Source organism: Massilia sp. CFBP9026 (assembly GCF_034045165.1).
Taxonomy (GTDB): domain Bacteria; phylum Pseudomonadota; class Gammaproteobacteria; order Burkholderiales; family Burkholderiaceae_D; genus Telluria; species Telluria arenae.
In genome coordinates, this window is record NZ_JAXCWH010000003.1 from 230,188 (window position 1) to 245,102 (window position 14,915).

Annotated in this window: 9 protein-coding genes; 4 read left to right on the plus strand and 5 right to left on the minus strand. The window is 65.5% G+C overall.

Annotated features, from left to right (window positions below; all coding sequences use genetic code 11):
• Positions 1-164 precede the first annotated feature (164 nt).
• Complete coding sequence (locus tag SOM28_RS09380; protein WP_320468146.1) at positions 165-2,015, plus strand: sensor domain-containing diguanylate cyclase; 1,851 nt, start codon at positions 165-167, stop codon at positions 2,013-2,015.
• 211 nt (positions 2,016-2,226) lie between these two features.
• Here the strand turns inward: SOM28_RS09380 and SOM28_RS09385 are convergent, their stop codons facing one another.
• Together SOM28_RS09385 and SOM28_RS09390 are read right to left on the minus strand one after the other, a co-directional pair.
• Positions 2,227-4,944: an alpha-1,6-glucosidase domain-containing protein gene (locus tag SOM28_RS09385; RefSeq protein WP_320467953.1), complete on the minus strand. Its 2,718-nt coding sequence runs from the start codon at positions 4,942-4,944 to the stop codon at positions 2,227-2,229.
• 126 nt (positions 4,945-5,070) lie between these two features.
• Complete coding sequence (locus SOM28_RS09390; protein WP_183407556.1) at positions 5,071-6,618, minus strand: POT-type proton-dependent oligopeptide transporter; 1,548 nt, start codon at positions 6,616-6,618, stop codon at positions 5,071-5,073.
• 290 nt (positions 6,619-6,908) lie between these two features.
• Between SOM28_RS09390 and SOM28_RS09395 the strand changes: the two genes are divergently transcribed.
• Both SOM28_RS09395 and SOM28_RS09400 read left to right on the plus strand, forming a co-directional pair.
• Complete coding sequence (locus tag SOM28_RS09395) at positions 6,909-8,549, plus strand: alpha-glucosidase family protein (RefSeq protein WP_320467954.1); 1,641 nt, start codon at positions 6,909-6,911, stop codon at positions 8,547-8,549.
• Positions 8,549-10,399: a glucokinase gene (locus SOM28_RS09400; RefSeq protein WP_123071857.1), complete on the plus strand. Its 1,851-nt coding sequence runs from the start codon at positions 8,549-8,551 to the stop codon at positions 10,397-10,399. The genes SOM28_RS09395 and SOM28_RS09400 overlap by 1 nt, the downstream gene beginning before the upstream one ends.
• A gap of 15 nt (positions 10,400-10,414) precedes the next feature.
• On the opposite strand, the gene SOM28_RS09405 is transcribed toward SOM28_RS09400, so the two are convergent.
• Positions 10,415-10,885 carry a hypothetical protein gene (locus tag SOM28_RS09405; protein WP_320467955.1) on the minus strand — a complete coding sequence of 157 codons (471 nt, stop codon included), beginning with the start codon at positions 10,883-10,885 and terminating at the stop codon, positions 10,415-10,417.
• A gap of 259 nt (positions 10,886-11,144) precedes the next feature.
• On the opposite strand from SOM28_RS09405, the gene SOM28_RS09410 reads away from it, so the two are divergent.
• Positions 11,145-12,413 (plus strand): hypothetical protein, encoded by a 1,269-nt coding sequence (locus tag SOM28_RS09410; RefSeq protein WP_320467956.1) that lies wholly within the window; start codon positions 11,145-11,147, stop codon positions 12,411-12,413.
• 114 nt (positions 12,414-12,527) lie between these two features.
• Here SOM28_RS09410 and groL read toward each other — a convergent pair whose 3' ends face one another.
• On the minus strand, positions 12,528-14,174 hold the full coding sequence (gene groL, locus SOM28_RS09415) for a chaperonin GroEL (RefSeq protein WP_123071854.1): 1,647 nt from the start codon (positions 14,172-14,174) through the stop codon (positions 12,528-12,530).
• Between the two features lie 40 nt (positions 14,175-14,214).
• Positions 14,215-14,505 (minus strand): co-chaperone GroES, encoded by a 291-nt coding sequence (gene groES, locus SOM28_RS09420; protein ID WP_123071853.1) that lies wholly within the window; start codon positions 14,503-14,505, stop codon positions 14,215-14,217.
• Between the last annotated feature and the right edge of the window lie 410 nt (positions 14,506-14,915).

Sequence of the window (14,915 nt, forward strand, 5' to 3'; positions counted from 1 at the left end):
AGGAACCCCATGTAAGATTCGGCCGTGGACGCCCTCATCCCCGGCGTTCCCTCATCGTCCCGGCCTCGACCCGCCGCCCCTGAACCGGTATTTGGAAGAGCACCATCATCATCACCTACGCACACAACGAACAGGCCCGCCTTGCCGCGCTGGCCGCGCTTCAAATCCTCGACACGCCTGCGGAAACGCGCTTCGACCGGTACACCCGGCTCGCCGCGATGACCTTCGGTGTGCCGATCGCGCTGGTGTCGCTGGTCGATGCCGAGCGCCAGTGGTTCAAGTCGCGCGCCGGACTCGAAGCGCAGGAGACGCCGCGCTCGATCTCGTTCTGCAGCCACGCGGTGCAGGCGAGCGAGATGCTGGTGGTGGAAGACGCGGCGTGCGATCCGCGCTTCGCCGACAATCCGCTGGTGACGGGCGAGCCGCATATCCGCTTCTACGCCGGCCAGCCGGTCTATAGCGACGGCCAGGCGGTGGGCACGCTGTGCGTCATCGACAGCGCGCCACGCGGCTTCAGCATCGAGGAGCGCCAGGTGCTGAAGGACCTGGCCGGGCTGGTCGAAACCGAACTGAATCACATGAAGGCGGTGATGGCGCGCATGCTCGCCGAGCAGGCGCTCAAGTCGCTCAACACCGAACTCGAAGCCCGCATCGCGGCCCGCACCGCCGAGCTGGAAGAGCGCGTGGCCGAGTCCATGCGCATCCGCCAGCAGCTTGAAGAAAAGCAGGAGCTGCTGGACGCAGTGCTGGAATCGATCGACGTCGGCGTGGTCGCCTGCGACGCCATCGGCAACCTGACGCTGTTCAACCGCACCGCGCGCGATTTCCATGGCCTCGACCTGAAGGCGGTGGCGCCAAGCGAATGGTCGCAGTACTACTCGCTCTATCACGCCGACGGCCGCACGCCGATGGCGATGGACGAGGTGCCGCTGGTGCGCGCGCTCAAGGGCGAGGTGGTGCGCGACGGCGCGATGGTGATCGCGCCGAGCAAACGCGTTCCCTATACGCTGATGTCCAGCGGCCGGCCGCTGCGCAACGCCCAGGGCAAGACCCTCGGCGCGGTGGTGGCGATGAAGGACATCACCGAACTGAAGGCCTCGAAGGACCGGCTGGTCGAGAGCGAGGAACGCCTGCGCACGATCACCGACAACCTGCCGGTGCTGATCGCGCATCTCGACCACGACCATCGTTATGTGTTCGCCAACGCGGTGCACCAGTCCTGGCTGGGCAAGGCGCCCGAGCAGGTGGTGGGCCAGACCATGGTCGAGGCCTTCGGCGAGGACTACTGGTCGCAGCAGCAGGAAGCCCTGAAGGATGCCTGGGAAGGCAAGGCCTCGCAGTGCGAGCACGACATCGTGCGCAAGAAGCACATCCGCATCGTGCACTCGACCTTCCTGCCGCACCTGCGCGACGGCAAGGTGGTCGGCGTCTACATCCTGACCACCGACGCCACCGCGGCGCGCATGCACGAGCGTAACCTGCACGCGCTGGCCCACACCGACGCGCTGACCGGCATCCCGAACCGGCGCCAGTTCGAGCTGGCGCTGCAGGCGGCGGTGCAGCGCGCGCCGCAGCGCGAGCGCGCCTTCGCCCTGTTATACCTGGACATCGACCACTTCAAGCAGATCAACGACTGTCACGGCCACGCGGTGGGCGATATGGTGCTGGTGGAGTTCGCGCGCCGCGTGCGCAAGGTGGTGCGCAGCTCCGACCTGGTGGCGCGCCTGGCCGGCGACGAATTCACCGTACTGCTCGACGAAGTCGGCTCGCCGCGCGACGTCGAGCTGGTGGCCAAGAAGATCATGCAGGCGATGGAAGCGCCGTTCGTGGTCGGCAGCCATGCGATTCCCGTGGGCGTCACCATCGGCGTCGGCCTGGCCGACGCGCCGGGCGTCACGGCGCAGGCGATCAGCGAGCTGGCCGACGGCGCGCTGTACGAGGCCAAGGGCATGGGGCGCAATACCTTTGCCATCGCAAGGCTGGCCGACACGCTGGCGCTCGACGCCGTGGCCTGAGGCCGGCGTCGCACCCGGCCGTAAAAACCGGGGTCAAAAACCGGGGTCAGGTCTGACATTCGGACACGAGCTCAGCCTTTGCGGCGCTTGTTGCAGCTCTCGAAAGTGCAGGACAACCAATTGGTGCGTAGTGATTGTCGAGGCCGTGTCCGAATGTCAGACCTGACCCCGGTGTTGCGGTGTTGGTTGTTGCCGTTCAACTACTGCGTGACTACTCCACGAACACCACGGCGGTACGCGCCGGCACGGTGAAAGTGCCGCGCGCGCTGTCGAAGCGCGCCTCCTGCGCGCGCTGGTCCGCCGCGCCGGCCGCGGTATGCACCGGATGCAGGCGCAGCTTCTTGCCGCGCAGGAGTGCGGCGTCGATGGTGTGCGCCTTCTTGTCCACGTTCACCAGGTAGCCCAGGCCGGCGAAGTTCGCGCCGGGATAGCCCTGGCCGTCGATCCAGGCCGCCAGCACGGTCGGTACCTGCTCCGGGCCGGTGTTGAAGAAACGCAGGCGGGCGTTGATGTCTTCCGTGCTGCGCAGGCGTAGCAGCGTGGAGCTGGAGCGGATCTGCAGCAGGTCGCGGAAGGCGTCGCGCGCGAATGCGATGTCGGCGGGCGCCGGCTTGAGTGCGGCATTGGCCAGTAGCGGCTTGAACAGCGGCCAGTCCTTGGCGTTGTCGGCGGCCGGCGGCAGGCCGGTGCCGAAGAAGTTGTCCTGGTAGGTCCAGTCGAGACGGTTGAACCAGTCGCCAGAATTGAAGCTGTTGCGGTCCAAAGACTTCGAACGCAGCACGTCGATGCCGGCGTGATAATAGGCCACGCCCTGGCTGAAGGCATTGATCGCCATGCCCAGCACCTGCACCCGCGCGCGCTCGGTGACGCTGGTCGCCACCGGCAGCTTGAGCGCGTTGATGTCGTACAGGGTTTGGTTGTCGTGGTTCTCGACGTAGTTCACGGCCTCGGCTGGCTGGCTCGCATAGCCGGCCGGCTGGTTGCCGCCATAGACGATGTCCTGCAGCTGGCGCACCTTGCCGTCGAAGGTCTGCATCGGGTAGCTGCGCACCGAGCCGGCCAGGCCGACGCGGATCAGGTCGGCCGCGCGCAGCAGGGCATCAGGCTTGGCGTCGCCGCCCAGCGCGTTCGGGTCGTACACCAGGCCATTGATATAGCCTTGCTGGCGGATGACGATCTCGCCCGAGTCGCCCGGCGAGCCGCCGCGCACGGCGTCGCGCGCGCGGTCGCTGAAGGTGCCGATGCCGGTGCCGTTCAGCGATAGCTGCGAGGCCTGCACGAAGCGCGCGCCGTCCTGCACCTCGCCGAAGTTCCAGCCTTCGCCGATCAGCTGCACGTGGCGGCCGGCGGCCTCGTTCACGTCCTTCTGCAGGCGTTCCATCGCCGCGCGCGGCTGGTGGCCCATCAGGTCGAAGCGGTAGGAATCGATCTTGTAGTGGCGCGTCCACAGCACCGACGAGTCGATCATCAGCTTGGCCATCATCGTGTTCTCGGTGGCCGTGTTGAAGCAGCAGGTCGAGGTCTCGATGCCGCCTTGCGCATCCAGGCGGTGGTAGTAGCCCGGCACCACGCGGTCGAGGATCGATTTTTCTTCTTGCCCGGCGATGAAGGTGTGGTTGTAGACCACGTCGGTACCGACGCGCAGGCCAGCCTTGTGCAGGTTCATCACCATCTCGCGGAACTCGACGATGCGGCGCGCGCCATCCTGCGGGTCGCTGGCATAGCTGCCCTCGACCGCATTGAAGTGCTGCGGATCGTAGCCCCAGTTGAAGCAGTCGGTATGCGCGGTTTTGCCGATCAGGGCCTGCTGGCTCTCGCCATCCGGCGCGCCGGACGGCTGCGGCAGCGCGCAGCCGATTTCCGGGATGCTGCCGATGTCGTACACCGGCAGCAGGTGCACGTCGGTCAGGCCGGCTTTGGCCAGCGCGCGCAGGTGCTTCATGCCATTCGAGTTCGTCTCGGAGAAGGCGGTGTACTTGCCACGCTTGGGGGCGGGCACGGTGTCGTCGATCAGTGAGAAGTCGCGCACGTGCAGCTCGTAGATGACCATGTCGGTCTGGGCCTGCACCGTGGCTGGCGGACGGGTGTCGTCCCAGCCGCGCGGCTTGAGGTTCGGCGCATCGAGGTCGGCGATGTAGCTGCGCTTCGAATCCGCGTTCAGGCTGATCGAATACGGATCGGTGACCAGGTTGCGCACCAGGCCGGCGCCGGGCACGACGACGTCGACCGCGTACTTGTAATAGGTGCCCGACAGGTCGCGCGGCAGGCTGGCCGACCAGGCGCCGGTCTTCTCGTCGAGCGTCATCGCGTGCACGGCGTTCGCCTTGGCCGTCGGACCGTCATAGCTGCAGACCGCCACCTGGCGCGCTGTCGGCGCCCACAGCTTGAAACCGGTCTTCTTCGCAGTCGGCGTGGCGCCGAGATCGGGGATGGCTTCGGCCGCGGCGTACAGTTCGTCGAGCGCGCCGGCCGACTGGATGCGGGTGGCGGCGACCACCATGCCGCGCGCGTCTTCCTGCACCAGCACCAGCTGTTCGCGGTGCAAGGAGGGCAGGCGCGACAGGTCGCCGTCCGCCACGCGCAGGGTCGGGCCGGTGGAGACCCATTTGAAACGCTCGGCCGCGGCTTGCGGGACGGCGGTGGTCGAGATGTCGAGCTTGATCGAGCCGGTGGCGCCGGTCACCTTGACGCCTGGCTTGGCATTGACCGATGCGGCAGGGGAGTGATACAGGCGATAAGCGCCGTCAGCGGCGGCGCCGGGCCAGCGCACCAGGCGCTTGTCGAGCCAGACGGCGCGCGCATCGACTTGTTCGCCATTGGCTTGCAGGACTTCCTGGAAGCCGGCGCTGTCGCAAGTGGCGAGGGGAACCGCGGCGTAGGCGGACGTCGAGAGTGAAGCCGCCACGAGGGCGAGATGCAGTTTGCTCATGTAGGGTGGACGGGTTCCCCGTCCACGCGTTCAAGCAGCCGGAAAACACCGCCGTATTGGCAGTTGATAGGGATTTGAACGCGTGGACGGCAAGCCGCCCACCCCACGTTCAGTGCAGCAATGCGATCAGGCCGCGTTGCCGCGATAATGATCGACCATCTTGTAGCGCGTCGCATACCAGCCGAACGCCAGCGCCGACAGCAGTGCGAAGCCGGCGAAGAAATACATCTGCGCGGCCATCACGCCCATGCCGGTGCCTTCGATATAGCCCACCACCGACTCGTTCTTGACGCTCGCGTTCACGATCAGCACCCACAGGTTACCCACCGTGACGGCCAGGTACCACAGGGCCATGATCACGCCCTTCATCGAGGCCGGGGCCTGGCTGTAGGCGAATTCGAGGCCGGTCGCCGAGACCAGCACCTCGCCCAGGGTCAGCAGCGCATATGGCGCGATCTGCCAGGCGATCGAGACCGGATCGCCGGCGTCGAGCGCGACCTGCAGGTTGCCGACCACGATCCAGGCAGCGGCCGACAGCACGATGCCGGCGGTCATGCGGCGCAGCGGCGACGGTTCGATGCCAAACTTGCGCAGCATCGGGAACAGCAGCAGGTTGTTCACCGGGATCAGGATCATCACCAGCAGCGGGTTCAGGGCCTGCATCTGGGCCGGGATGACGTCGAAGCTCCAGCCGAGGAAGCTCACTTGCGTGGTCATGGCATTGGCCTGCACGATCCAGGTCGAGGCCTTCTGGTCGAACAGCGACCAGAACGGCGTCACCAGCGCGAACACGATCAGGATGCGCAGCACGGCGCGCACGCCGTCCACGGCTTCTTGCGGATGCAGGCCGCGTGCGCGGTCCAGCTGCATCGAGGCGCCGATGCCGCCGAAGGCCATCAGCAGCACCAGCGCGGTACAGGCGCCGATCACGAAGCCCCATTGCACCGACATCGCCAGCGAGACCACGGCGCCCGCGGCGCCGATCAGGGCCACGTTCAGGCCCGGGCGGCCCTGGCCGGGCGCCTTGGCCAGCAGGGCGGTCTTGGCCACCTGCATGAAGGAGTGCGGATTCGGCGGCGAGGGCGGCACGTGCACGTATTTCTTCTTGCCGCTCCAGAACACCATGGTGGCGATGAACATCAGGATGCCGGGCACGCCGAAGGCCCAGGCCGGACCGTAGTCGCGCAGCAGCAGCGGCATCAGCAGCGAGGCGAAGAACGAGCCGAAGTTGATGATCCAGTAGAAGGCGTCGAACACGACCTTCGCCTTGTCCTTGTTGGTCTGGTCGAACTGGTCGCCCACGAAGGAGGCCACCAGCGGCTTGATGCCGCCCGAGCCGAGCGCGATCAGGAACAGGCCGAAGTAGAAGCCGTTGACGTTGTCCTCGAAGATGGCCAGGCAGGCATGGCCCGCGCAGTAGACGAGGCTGAGCCAGAACACCGTATTGTATTTACCGAAGTAGCGGTCGGCCAGCCAGCCGCCCAGCAGCGGGAAGAAGTACACGCCGATGACGAAGGTGTGGAACACGTGCTTGGCTTCGCCGGTGCGCATGTCTTCCGGCAGGAACATCAGGAGCGTCGTGATCAGGAAGGGTGTCAGGATGTTGCGCATCCCGTAGAAGCTGAAACGCTCGCAGCCTTCGTTGGCAATAATGTAGGGAATCTGCCGCGGCATTCGCCCGGAACCTGGTTTTGCTAGATCAGTCATCGACCGCGTCCTTGAAATGTCAAACAGACGCGATGCTATGACGAGGGCGTATCACTTTGCAATAAAAATATTGTTGTGAAACAAACGAGAAACATACCGACGTAGTTTAGTTACGACGACGACGCCGCTGGAAACGTTTTCGATGTTTCAAGCCATTGAATCATAAGGATAAATCGTGAATTTTAGGAAAACTTCCGGAATTGTCAAGTTTTGTTGCGTCCTGTATATTGCCTAGAATTCCAAACCAGAGACCAGCCATGACCCAGATCTCGACCACGACAAATCCGAACTGGTGGCGCGACGCCATCATCTACCAGGTTTATCCGCGCAGCTTCCTCGATACCAACGGCGATGGCATCGGCGACCTGGCCGGCATTACCGAAAAGCTCGACTACATCGCGAGCCTGGGCGTGGACATCGTCTGGTTGTCGCCGTTCTTCAAGTCGCCGATGCGCGACTTCGGCTACGACATCGCCGATTACTGCGACGTCGATCCGATGTTCGGCACCCTGGCCGACTTCGACCGCCTGGTGGCCAAGGCCCACGGCCTGGGCCTGAAGATCATGATCGACCAGGTGATGTCGCACACCGCCGACACTCACCCCTGGTTCGCCCTTAGCCGTTCCAACCGCGACAATCCGAAATCGGACTGGTATGTCTGGGCCGATCCGCTCCCGGACGGCAACCCGCCGAATAACTGGCTGTCGGTGTTCGGCGGCTCGGCCTGGCAGTGGGATACCCGCCGCAAGCAGTACTACATGCACAACTTCCTGGTGAGCCAGCCGCAGCTGAACTTCCATAACCCGGACGTGCAGAAGGCCCACCTGGCGGCCCAGCGCTTCTGGCTCGAGCGCGGCGTGGACGGCGTGCGCATGGACGCTTGCGTGTTCCACTTCCACGATCGCCAGCTGCGCAGCAATCCGCCGGCGCTGGTGCGCGACACCTCGACCGTGACGGACGTGAACCCGTACGGCATGCAGGCCCACATCTACGACAAGACCCAGCCCGAGAACATCGCCTTCATGGAAAAGCTGCGCGCCCAGCTGGACGAATTCGGCGCGGTGTCGATCGGCGAGATCAGCTCGGACGACGCGCTGGCCCAGATGAACGAGTACATGGCAGGCGGGAACAAGCTGCACATGGCCTACAGCTTCAACTTCCTGACGCCGGTGTTCACGGCCGCGCACATCCGCGCGCAAGTGGAAGACTTCGAACGCCGCGTCGAGGAAGGCTGGGCCTCCTGGTCGGTCGGCAACCACGACGCGATCCGCGTGATGACGCGCTGGGGCGGCCCGCAAGCCAGCGCCGGCTTCGCCAAGATGGTGCTGGCGATGCAGCTCTCGCTCAAGGGCACGCCCTGCCTGTACCAGGGTGACGAGCTGGCGCTGCACGAAGCCGACGTCCCGTTCGAACTGCTGCAAGACCCGTACGGCATCACCTTCTGGCCCGAGTTCAAGGGTCGCGACGGCTGCCGCACGCCGATGCCGTGGCAGGCCGGCGCGCCGCACGCCGGCTTCACCGCGGGCACGCCGTGGCTGCCGGTCGAGCCTTCGCACGCCGCCGCCGCGGTCGACCTGCAGGACGCCGATCCCGATTCGATGCTGAACTTCCAGCGCCGCTTCATCGCCCTGCGCCGTACCATGCCGCAGCTGACGCGCGGCGAGATCGCCTTCATCGACGCGCCGGAACCGGTGCTGGCCCTGCGCCGCGATCTCGCGGGCGAGCGCAGCGTGCTGGCGGCCTTCAACCTGTCGAACGAAGAAGTGACGTTCGACTGGCCGGCGACCGAAGGCGCCGATCACATGGCGGTCGAGGGGCTGGCCGGTGCAGCCCAGCGCGGCCGCGTGACCCTGCCGCCTTACGGCGCCTGGTTTGGCCTGGTCCGCGCGGAGGGTTGATGAATACCCAGCAGGGGCCTGAAAAGTTCGCGCGCACGGCGTTCGCCGACGGACCGCGCCTGCTGGCCGACATCGGCGCAACGCACGCGCGCTTCGCGCTGCAGACCGCGCCGGGTGTGTTCCGCTCGGTCCAGGTGCTGCGCTGCGACGACTTCGAGGGCATCGTCCCGCTGCTGCGCCACTACCTGGCAGACCATGAGGACGTGCGGCTGAACCACGGCGCCTTCGCGGTCGCCAACCCGATCAACGGCGACTACGTGCGCATGACCAACCGCGCCTGGGAGTTCTCCACCGACGCGGTGCGGCGCGAGCTGGGCCTGTCGACCCTCCTGATCGTCAACGATTTCACCGCGCTGGCCACCGCGCTGCCGGGCTTCGCCAGGGAAGACCTGATGCAGGTGGGGCCGGGCACGCCCGTGCCGGGCGCTGTCATCGGCGTGCTGGGACCGGGCACGGGCCTCGGCGTGTCGGGCGGGATCCCGACCGCGGACGGTTTCGTCACCCTGGGCAGCGAAGGCGGCCACGTCAACTTCGCGCCGGCCGACGAGCGCGAGTTCGCCATCCTGCAATACGCCTGGCGCGAATGGCCGCACGTGTCGAACGAGCGCCTGATCTCGGGCCCCGGCATGGAAGTCATCTACCGCGCGCTGGCCGACCGCAACGGTGTCGACGCCACGGCGCGCAGCGCGGCCGCCATCGTGTCCGGCGCGCTGGAGGCCGACGATCCGCTGTGCCTGGAAACGCTCGAATGCTTCTGCGGCATGCTGGGCGGGGCCGCCGCCAACCTGGCGGTGACACTGGGCGCCTTCGGCGGCATCTTCATCGGCGGCGGCATCGTGCCGCGCCTCGGCGAATGGTTCGCGCGCTCGCCGTTCCGCATGCGGTTCGAGGCCAAGGGACGTTTTTCGGACTACCTGGCCGACATCCCGACCTATGTGATCACCACGCCGAATCCCGCCTTCCACGGCGTGGCGACCATCCTGGCCGAGCACCTGCGGGGCCGCAGCGGCGCCAACACGCTGATGGAACGCATCGGGCAACTGCGCGAAGAGCTGTCGCCGGCCGAGGCGCGCGTGGCCACGCTCGTGCTCGAGCATCCGCGCACGGTGCTGAACGAACCGATCGCCGAGATCGCGCGGCTGGCCGACGTGAGCCAGCCGACCGTGATCCGCTTCTGCCGCTCGCTGGGCTTCCAGGGCCTGGCCGAATTCAAGCTCAAGTTCGCGAGCAGCCTGACCGGCGCGATCCCCGTGCGCCACAGCCAGGTGCGCATGAGCGACAGCACCCACGACCTGTCGGCCAAGGTGATCGACAACACGGTGTCGGCGATCCTGCGCTTCAGGGACCAGCTCGACGTGCGTTCGCTCGACCGCGCGATCGAACTGGTGAGCCGCGCGCGGCGCGTCGAGTTCTACGCGCTCGGTAACTCGCGTGCGGTGGCGCTGGACGGCCAGCACAAATTCTTCCGTTTCAGGATCCCGACCGCGCTGTATGGCGACGCCCACCTGTTCACGCTGGCCGCGGGCTTGCTGGGGCCGGGCGACGTGGTGATCGCGGTATCGAATTCGGGTGGCTTGCCGGAGCTATTGCAGGCGGTGGACATCGCACGCGCCGCCGGCGCCGACGTGATCGCCATCAGCAACAGCCAGTCGCCGCTGGCGCGCAAGGCCAGCGTGTGCCTGGCGGTCGATCACAGCGAGGACAGCACCAGCTTCCTGTCGATGATCTCGCGCATCCTGCAATTGCTGCTGATCGACATCATGGCGGTGGGGATTTCGGTCGATGGCCAGCATGGGCCGGAGGCGGGCAAGGACCCGCGCCGGCTGCTCATCTCGCACCTGGATAGTTGAAGACTCGGGGCGCCGTCAGTTGGCGCTCTTGATGTCCACGCGCTCGATGGTGCGGCGCCATTCCTGGAGGCTGAGCAGGGTGTCCGAGCCGGTGTCGTCGACCAGGATCTCGCTGCCGTCCTGGGCCACCAGGAAGCTCTCGCGGCGACGCGCATCGTCGGCGCGGTTTTCGACAAAACTCAGCTGGTAATACTTCTTGCCGTTGACTTCGCGCGGGACCGGATCGTCCTCGATCACGGCGCCGTGCGCCTTGCCCTGGCTGCGCTGTTCGATCTGGCGCGACCATGCCTGCAGTTCCGGCAGCGCCAGCAGCGAATCCATCGCGTCCTGTTTCGAGTGCGCCGGCGCCTGGGCCGTGGGCGCGGCGGGCGCGGGCGCCGGCGGCGCTTCGCGCTCGGCGCGCTTGCAGCCGGCAACGGCGCAGCACAGCATCAGTGCGGCAATGGTCAGGCGCAAGGGAGAAAAAGATGCGGCGCGTGTGGACATGGCAGGTCTCGTGAAGGCAGGCGGTCATGGTAAACCATGCGTGTTCGACCAGCAACACGGGACGCCGTTCGCGACCAGCATGGATTGCACCGAAAGCAAGATCATTGCAACGATGTCTTGCGTTCTTCATTCAAGCCATTTCCATACGGAAAGTAATTCGTGTTTTTCGCCACGAAATCACATTTTTCACTATGGAACCGGAATTTATTCGTAGAAATAATGCTACTCTGTAGGATCACTCCTACTTGAAATTCCCGTCATGGACCGCCGCCGCTCTGCTTATACTCGCCGCCTCGCCAGGGCGTCGCAACGCGAAAAGCGCCTGGGCGCGCTCGCGATGCTGGGGCTCGCCGCGGGCGTCGCGGGCGTGCTGGCGCCGCCGCTGAATATCGACTGGACGCGGCTGGACCGCAATCCGGATGAGATCACCCACGTCGGCGCAAGCCCGGGCGCCGCACTGGCGCCGGCCGCGTCGGTCCCGGCGCCGGCCGCCGAACAGGGCGCCGCGCGGCGCATCTATCCGTTCTCGATCATTCCGGGCGGCGTGGCGGACAAGGACGAGCTGGCGCGCGTCATCCGCACCGACGCCGTGGTCGCAGCGCACTATGCCGGCTTCGACGTGGCGAATGCGCGCGCGGTCACCGTGACCGCGCCGCGCGCCGTCTACGTGTCGTACCGCAAGGGCGACCAGATCTACTGGACCAAGAAGAAGCTGATGCTGGCGCCGGGCGAAACCCTGCTCACCGACGGCAAGAACGAGATGCGGGCGCGCTGCGCCAACCGGATTTCAGATGTGCCGATGTATCCGGTCGAAGCCCATGGGCCGACCGAGTCGGAACTCGATTCCTTCGTCGTCGAGGATGGCGGCGGGTTGATGGCCGTGGCGGCCGGCCTCGAGGGGCTCGACGACGATCCCTACGCAGGACAGCGCTATCACACCGAGGTGTTCCCGAACGGCGCCGGCCTGCTGGCGGGCGCTGCGCCGGCCGCGCAGCCGCGCCTGGCCGACCTCATGGGCAGTCCGCCCGCACGGTATGGTTCGGGCATTTCGAACGGCGGCACGCTGGGCGGCGGCAGCGGCGATGGCGCGACGACGCCGTCGACCGGGACGCCTGTCGGCAGTACCCCGACGCCGGGAAGTGCCGGCAATGGCAATACCGGTAGCGGCGACAGTCCTGGCGGCGACCTGCCTGGCGCTTCGACCCCTTCCACGCCGACGCCATCAACGCCGACGCCGGACCCGGGCTCCGATCCCGATCCTGGCCCGGGACCCAATCCCGAGTTGCCTCCGCCCACACCGGGTGTGCCGGGCACGCCGGGAGGTCCCGATACGCCGGGCACGCCAGGCGTTCCGGGCACCCCGGGAAATCCCGGCATCCCCGGCACCCCGGGTGGTCCGCCGGACGACATCGAGGTCGAGCCGAACGACCCGGTCGACATGCCGGAGCCGGGCACCCTGTGGCTGGGCGGCGCGGCCTTCGCGGCCATGCTGTGGCTGCGTCGCAAGGGGCCGCGCGCCAGGAGCTGAGGTTCCCGCTGCATCAAACAACAAAAAAGCCCGCGAGGTGTGAACCTCGCGGGCTTTTTATCGTGGAAGACTGGCGCGCCGGCGTTGCCGCGGCGCGCCAGGCGACCGGCTGAATTACATCATGCCGTCCATGCCGCCCATGCCGCCCATACCACCCATGCCGCCCATGCCACCGGCTGGCTTGTCTTCAGCCAGTTCCGAGACCATGCAGTCGGTGGTCAGCATCAGGCCGGCGATCGACGCTGCATTCTGCAGTGCCGAGCGGGTGACCTTGGCTGGATCCAGCACGCCCATTTCGACCATGTCGCCGTAGGTGCCGTTGGCAGCGTTGTAGCCGTAGTTGCCCGAACCGGCCAACACTGCTGCGACCACGACCGATGGCTCTTCGCCGGCGTTCTGGACGATCATGCGCAGTGGCTCTTCCATGGCGCGCAGGACGATCTTGATGCCTGCGTCCTGGTCCGGGTTGTCGCCCTTGATGTCGATCGAAGCGCGAGCGCGCAGCAGGGCCACGCCGCCGCCGGCGACGATGCCTTCTTCCACGGCAGCGCGGGTAGCGTGCAGTGCATCTTCGACGCGTGCTTTCTTCTCTTTCATCTCGACTTCGGTGGCTGCACCGACGCGGATCACGGCAACGCCGCCGGCCAGCTTGGCCACGCGCTCTTGCAGTTTTTCGCGGTCGTAGTCCGAGGTCGCTTCTTCGATCTGGGCGCGGATCTGCTTGACGCGGCCTTCGATCGATTCAGCCTGGCCGGCGCCGTCGATGATGATGGTGTTTTCCTTGCCGACTTCGATGCGCGAAGCCTGGCCCAGTTCGGCCAGGGTGACCTTTTCCAGGGTCAGGCCGACTTCTTCGGCGATGACCTGGCCACCGGTCAGGATGGCGATGTCTTCCAGCATGGCCTTGCGGCGGTCGCCGAAGCCAGGCGCCTTGACGGCGACGGTCTTCAGGATGCCACGGATGTTGTTGACGACCAGGGTCGCCAGCGCTTCGCCTTCGATGTCTTCGGCGATGATGACCAGTGGACGGCCAGCCTTGGCGACTTGCTCCAGCACCGGCAGCAGATCACGGATGTTCGAGATCTTCTTGTCGCACAGCAGGATGAACGGCTGCTCGTGGACGGCGACTTGCTTGTCCGGGTTGTTGATGAAGTACGGCGACAGGTAGCCGCGGTCGAACTGCATGCCTTCCACGATGTCCAGCTCGTCGTTCAGCGACTTGCCGTCTTCCACGGTGATGACGCCTTCCTTGCCCACTTTTTCCATCGCTTCAGCGATGCGCTCGCCGATCGAGGTTTCCGAGTTGGCCGAAATGGCGCCGACTTGTGCGATCTCTTTGGTGGTGGTGGTTGGCTTGGCGATCTTCTTCAGTTCTTCGACGGTCGCAGCGACGGCCTTGTCGATGCCGCGCTTCAGGTCCATCGGGTTCATGCCGGCGGCAACGAACTTCATGCCTTCGCGCACGATGGCTTGTGCCAGCACGGTCGCGGTGGTGGTGCCGTCACCGGCGTTGTCGCTGGTCTTGGAAGCGACTTCCTTGACCATCTGCGCGCCCATGTTCTGGAGCTTGTCTTTCAGTTCGATTTCTTTCGCGACCGAGACACCATCCTTGGTGACGGTCGGGGCGCCGAACGAGCGCTCGAGCACGACGTTGCGGCCTTTCGGACCCAGGGTGACCTTGACTGCGTTGGCCAGGATATTGACGCCTTCGACCATCTTGGCGCGCGCTGCGTCGCCGAACACTACTTCTTTAGCTGCCATTTGTTATTTCTCCGAATGTTTCGTGAATGGGGTCAGGGAATTACTGCTGGACGACGGCCATGATGTCTTCTTCGCGCATCACGAGCAGTTCTTCGCCGTTGACCTTGACGGCCTGGCCGGAGTACTTACCGAACAGCACGCGGTCGCCGACCTTGACTTCCAGCGGACGGACCTGGCCGTTGTCTTGCACTTTGCCGTTACCGATGGCGAGGATTTCGCCCTGGTCTGGCTTCTCTGCCGCGGCATCAGGGATGATCAGGCCAGACGCAGTCTTGGTTTCCTGGTCGAGGCGCTTGACGATTACGCGATCGTGCAGAGGACGAAGGTTCATGCAAAACTCCTTAATATTCAGTGGTTTAACTAGCGTTTTTTGACATCGCCCCGGCCCTGTATTCAGGTGCCGCGGCAATCTGCAAAGAGTTGTTAGCACTCTCAGCTAACGAGTGCTAATTATAGGGACGATAACTTGCCTTTTCAAGCGTCCGGCGGTAGATATAGTTTTATGCGCTTGAGCCAGCGCAAACCAGTCCAGGCCCGGTGCAATGTGTTTTTTGCATCTATTGCCGACAAGTGCGGAACAGGCAAGAGGCGGGCAGCGTACACCGCCTGGCGCTTTCCTGCCGCACGCCAGGCTGCCGCGGCACGGCCTTCCACGCTTGTCTTGCCGCACCGCAGCGCGATTCGGTTGACGGAAAATCCATCTCGATCCTATAGTGTCGGATGATTTCCGAATTCCAAGAC

Bases quoted from the DNA above. Each gene is read 5' to 3' on its own strand.
- SOM28_RS09395 (WP_320467954.1), top strand. From the start codon at position 6,909: ATGACCCAGATCTCGACCACGACAAATCCGAACTGGTGGCGCGACGCC.
- groES (WP_123071853.1), bottom strand. From the start codon at position 14,505: ATGAACCTTCGTCCTCTGCACGATCGCGTAATCGTCAAGCGCCTCGAC.
- SOM28_RS09400 (WP_123071857.1), top strand. From the start codon at position 8,549: ATGAATACCCAGCAGGGGCCTGAAAAGTTCGCGCGCACGGCGTTCGCC.
- groL (WP_123071854.1), bottom strand. From the start codon at position 14,174: ATGGCAGCTAAAGAAGTAGTGTTCGGCGACGCAGCGCGCGCCAAGATG.
- SOM28_RS09390 (WP_183407556.1), bottom strand. From the start codon at position 6,618: ATGCCGCGGCAGATTCCCTACATTATTGCCAACGAAGGCTGCGAGCGT.
- SOM28_RS09405 (WP_320467955.1), bottom strand. From the start codon at position 10,885: ATGTCCACACGCGCCGCATCTTTTTCTCCCTTGCGCCTGACCATTGCC.
- SOM28_RS09410 (WP_320467956.1), top strand. From the start codon at position 11,145: ATGGACCGCCGCCGCTCTGCTTATACTCGCCGCCTCGCCAGGGCGTCG.
- SOM28_RS09385 (WP_320467953.1), bottom strand. From the start codon at position 4,944: ATGAGCAAACTGCATCTCGCCCTCGTGGCGGCTTCACTCTCGACGTCC.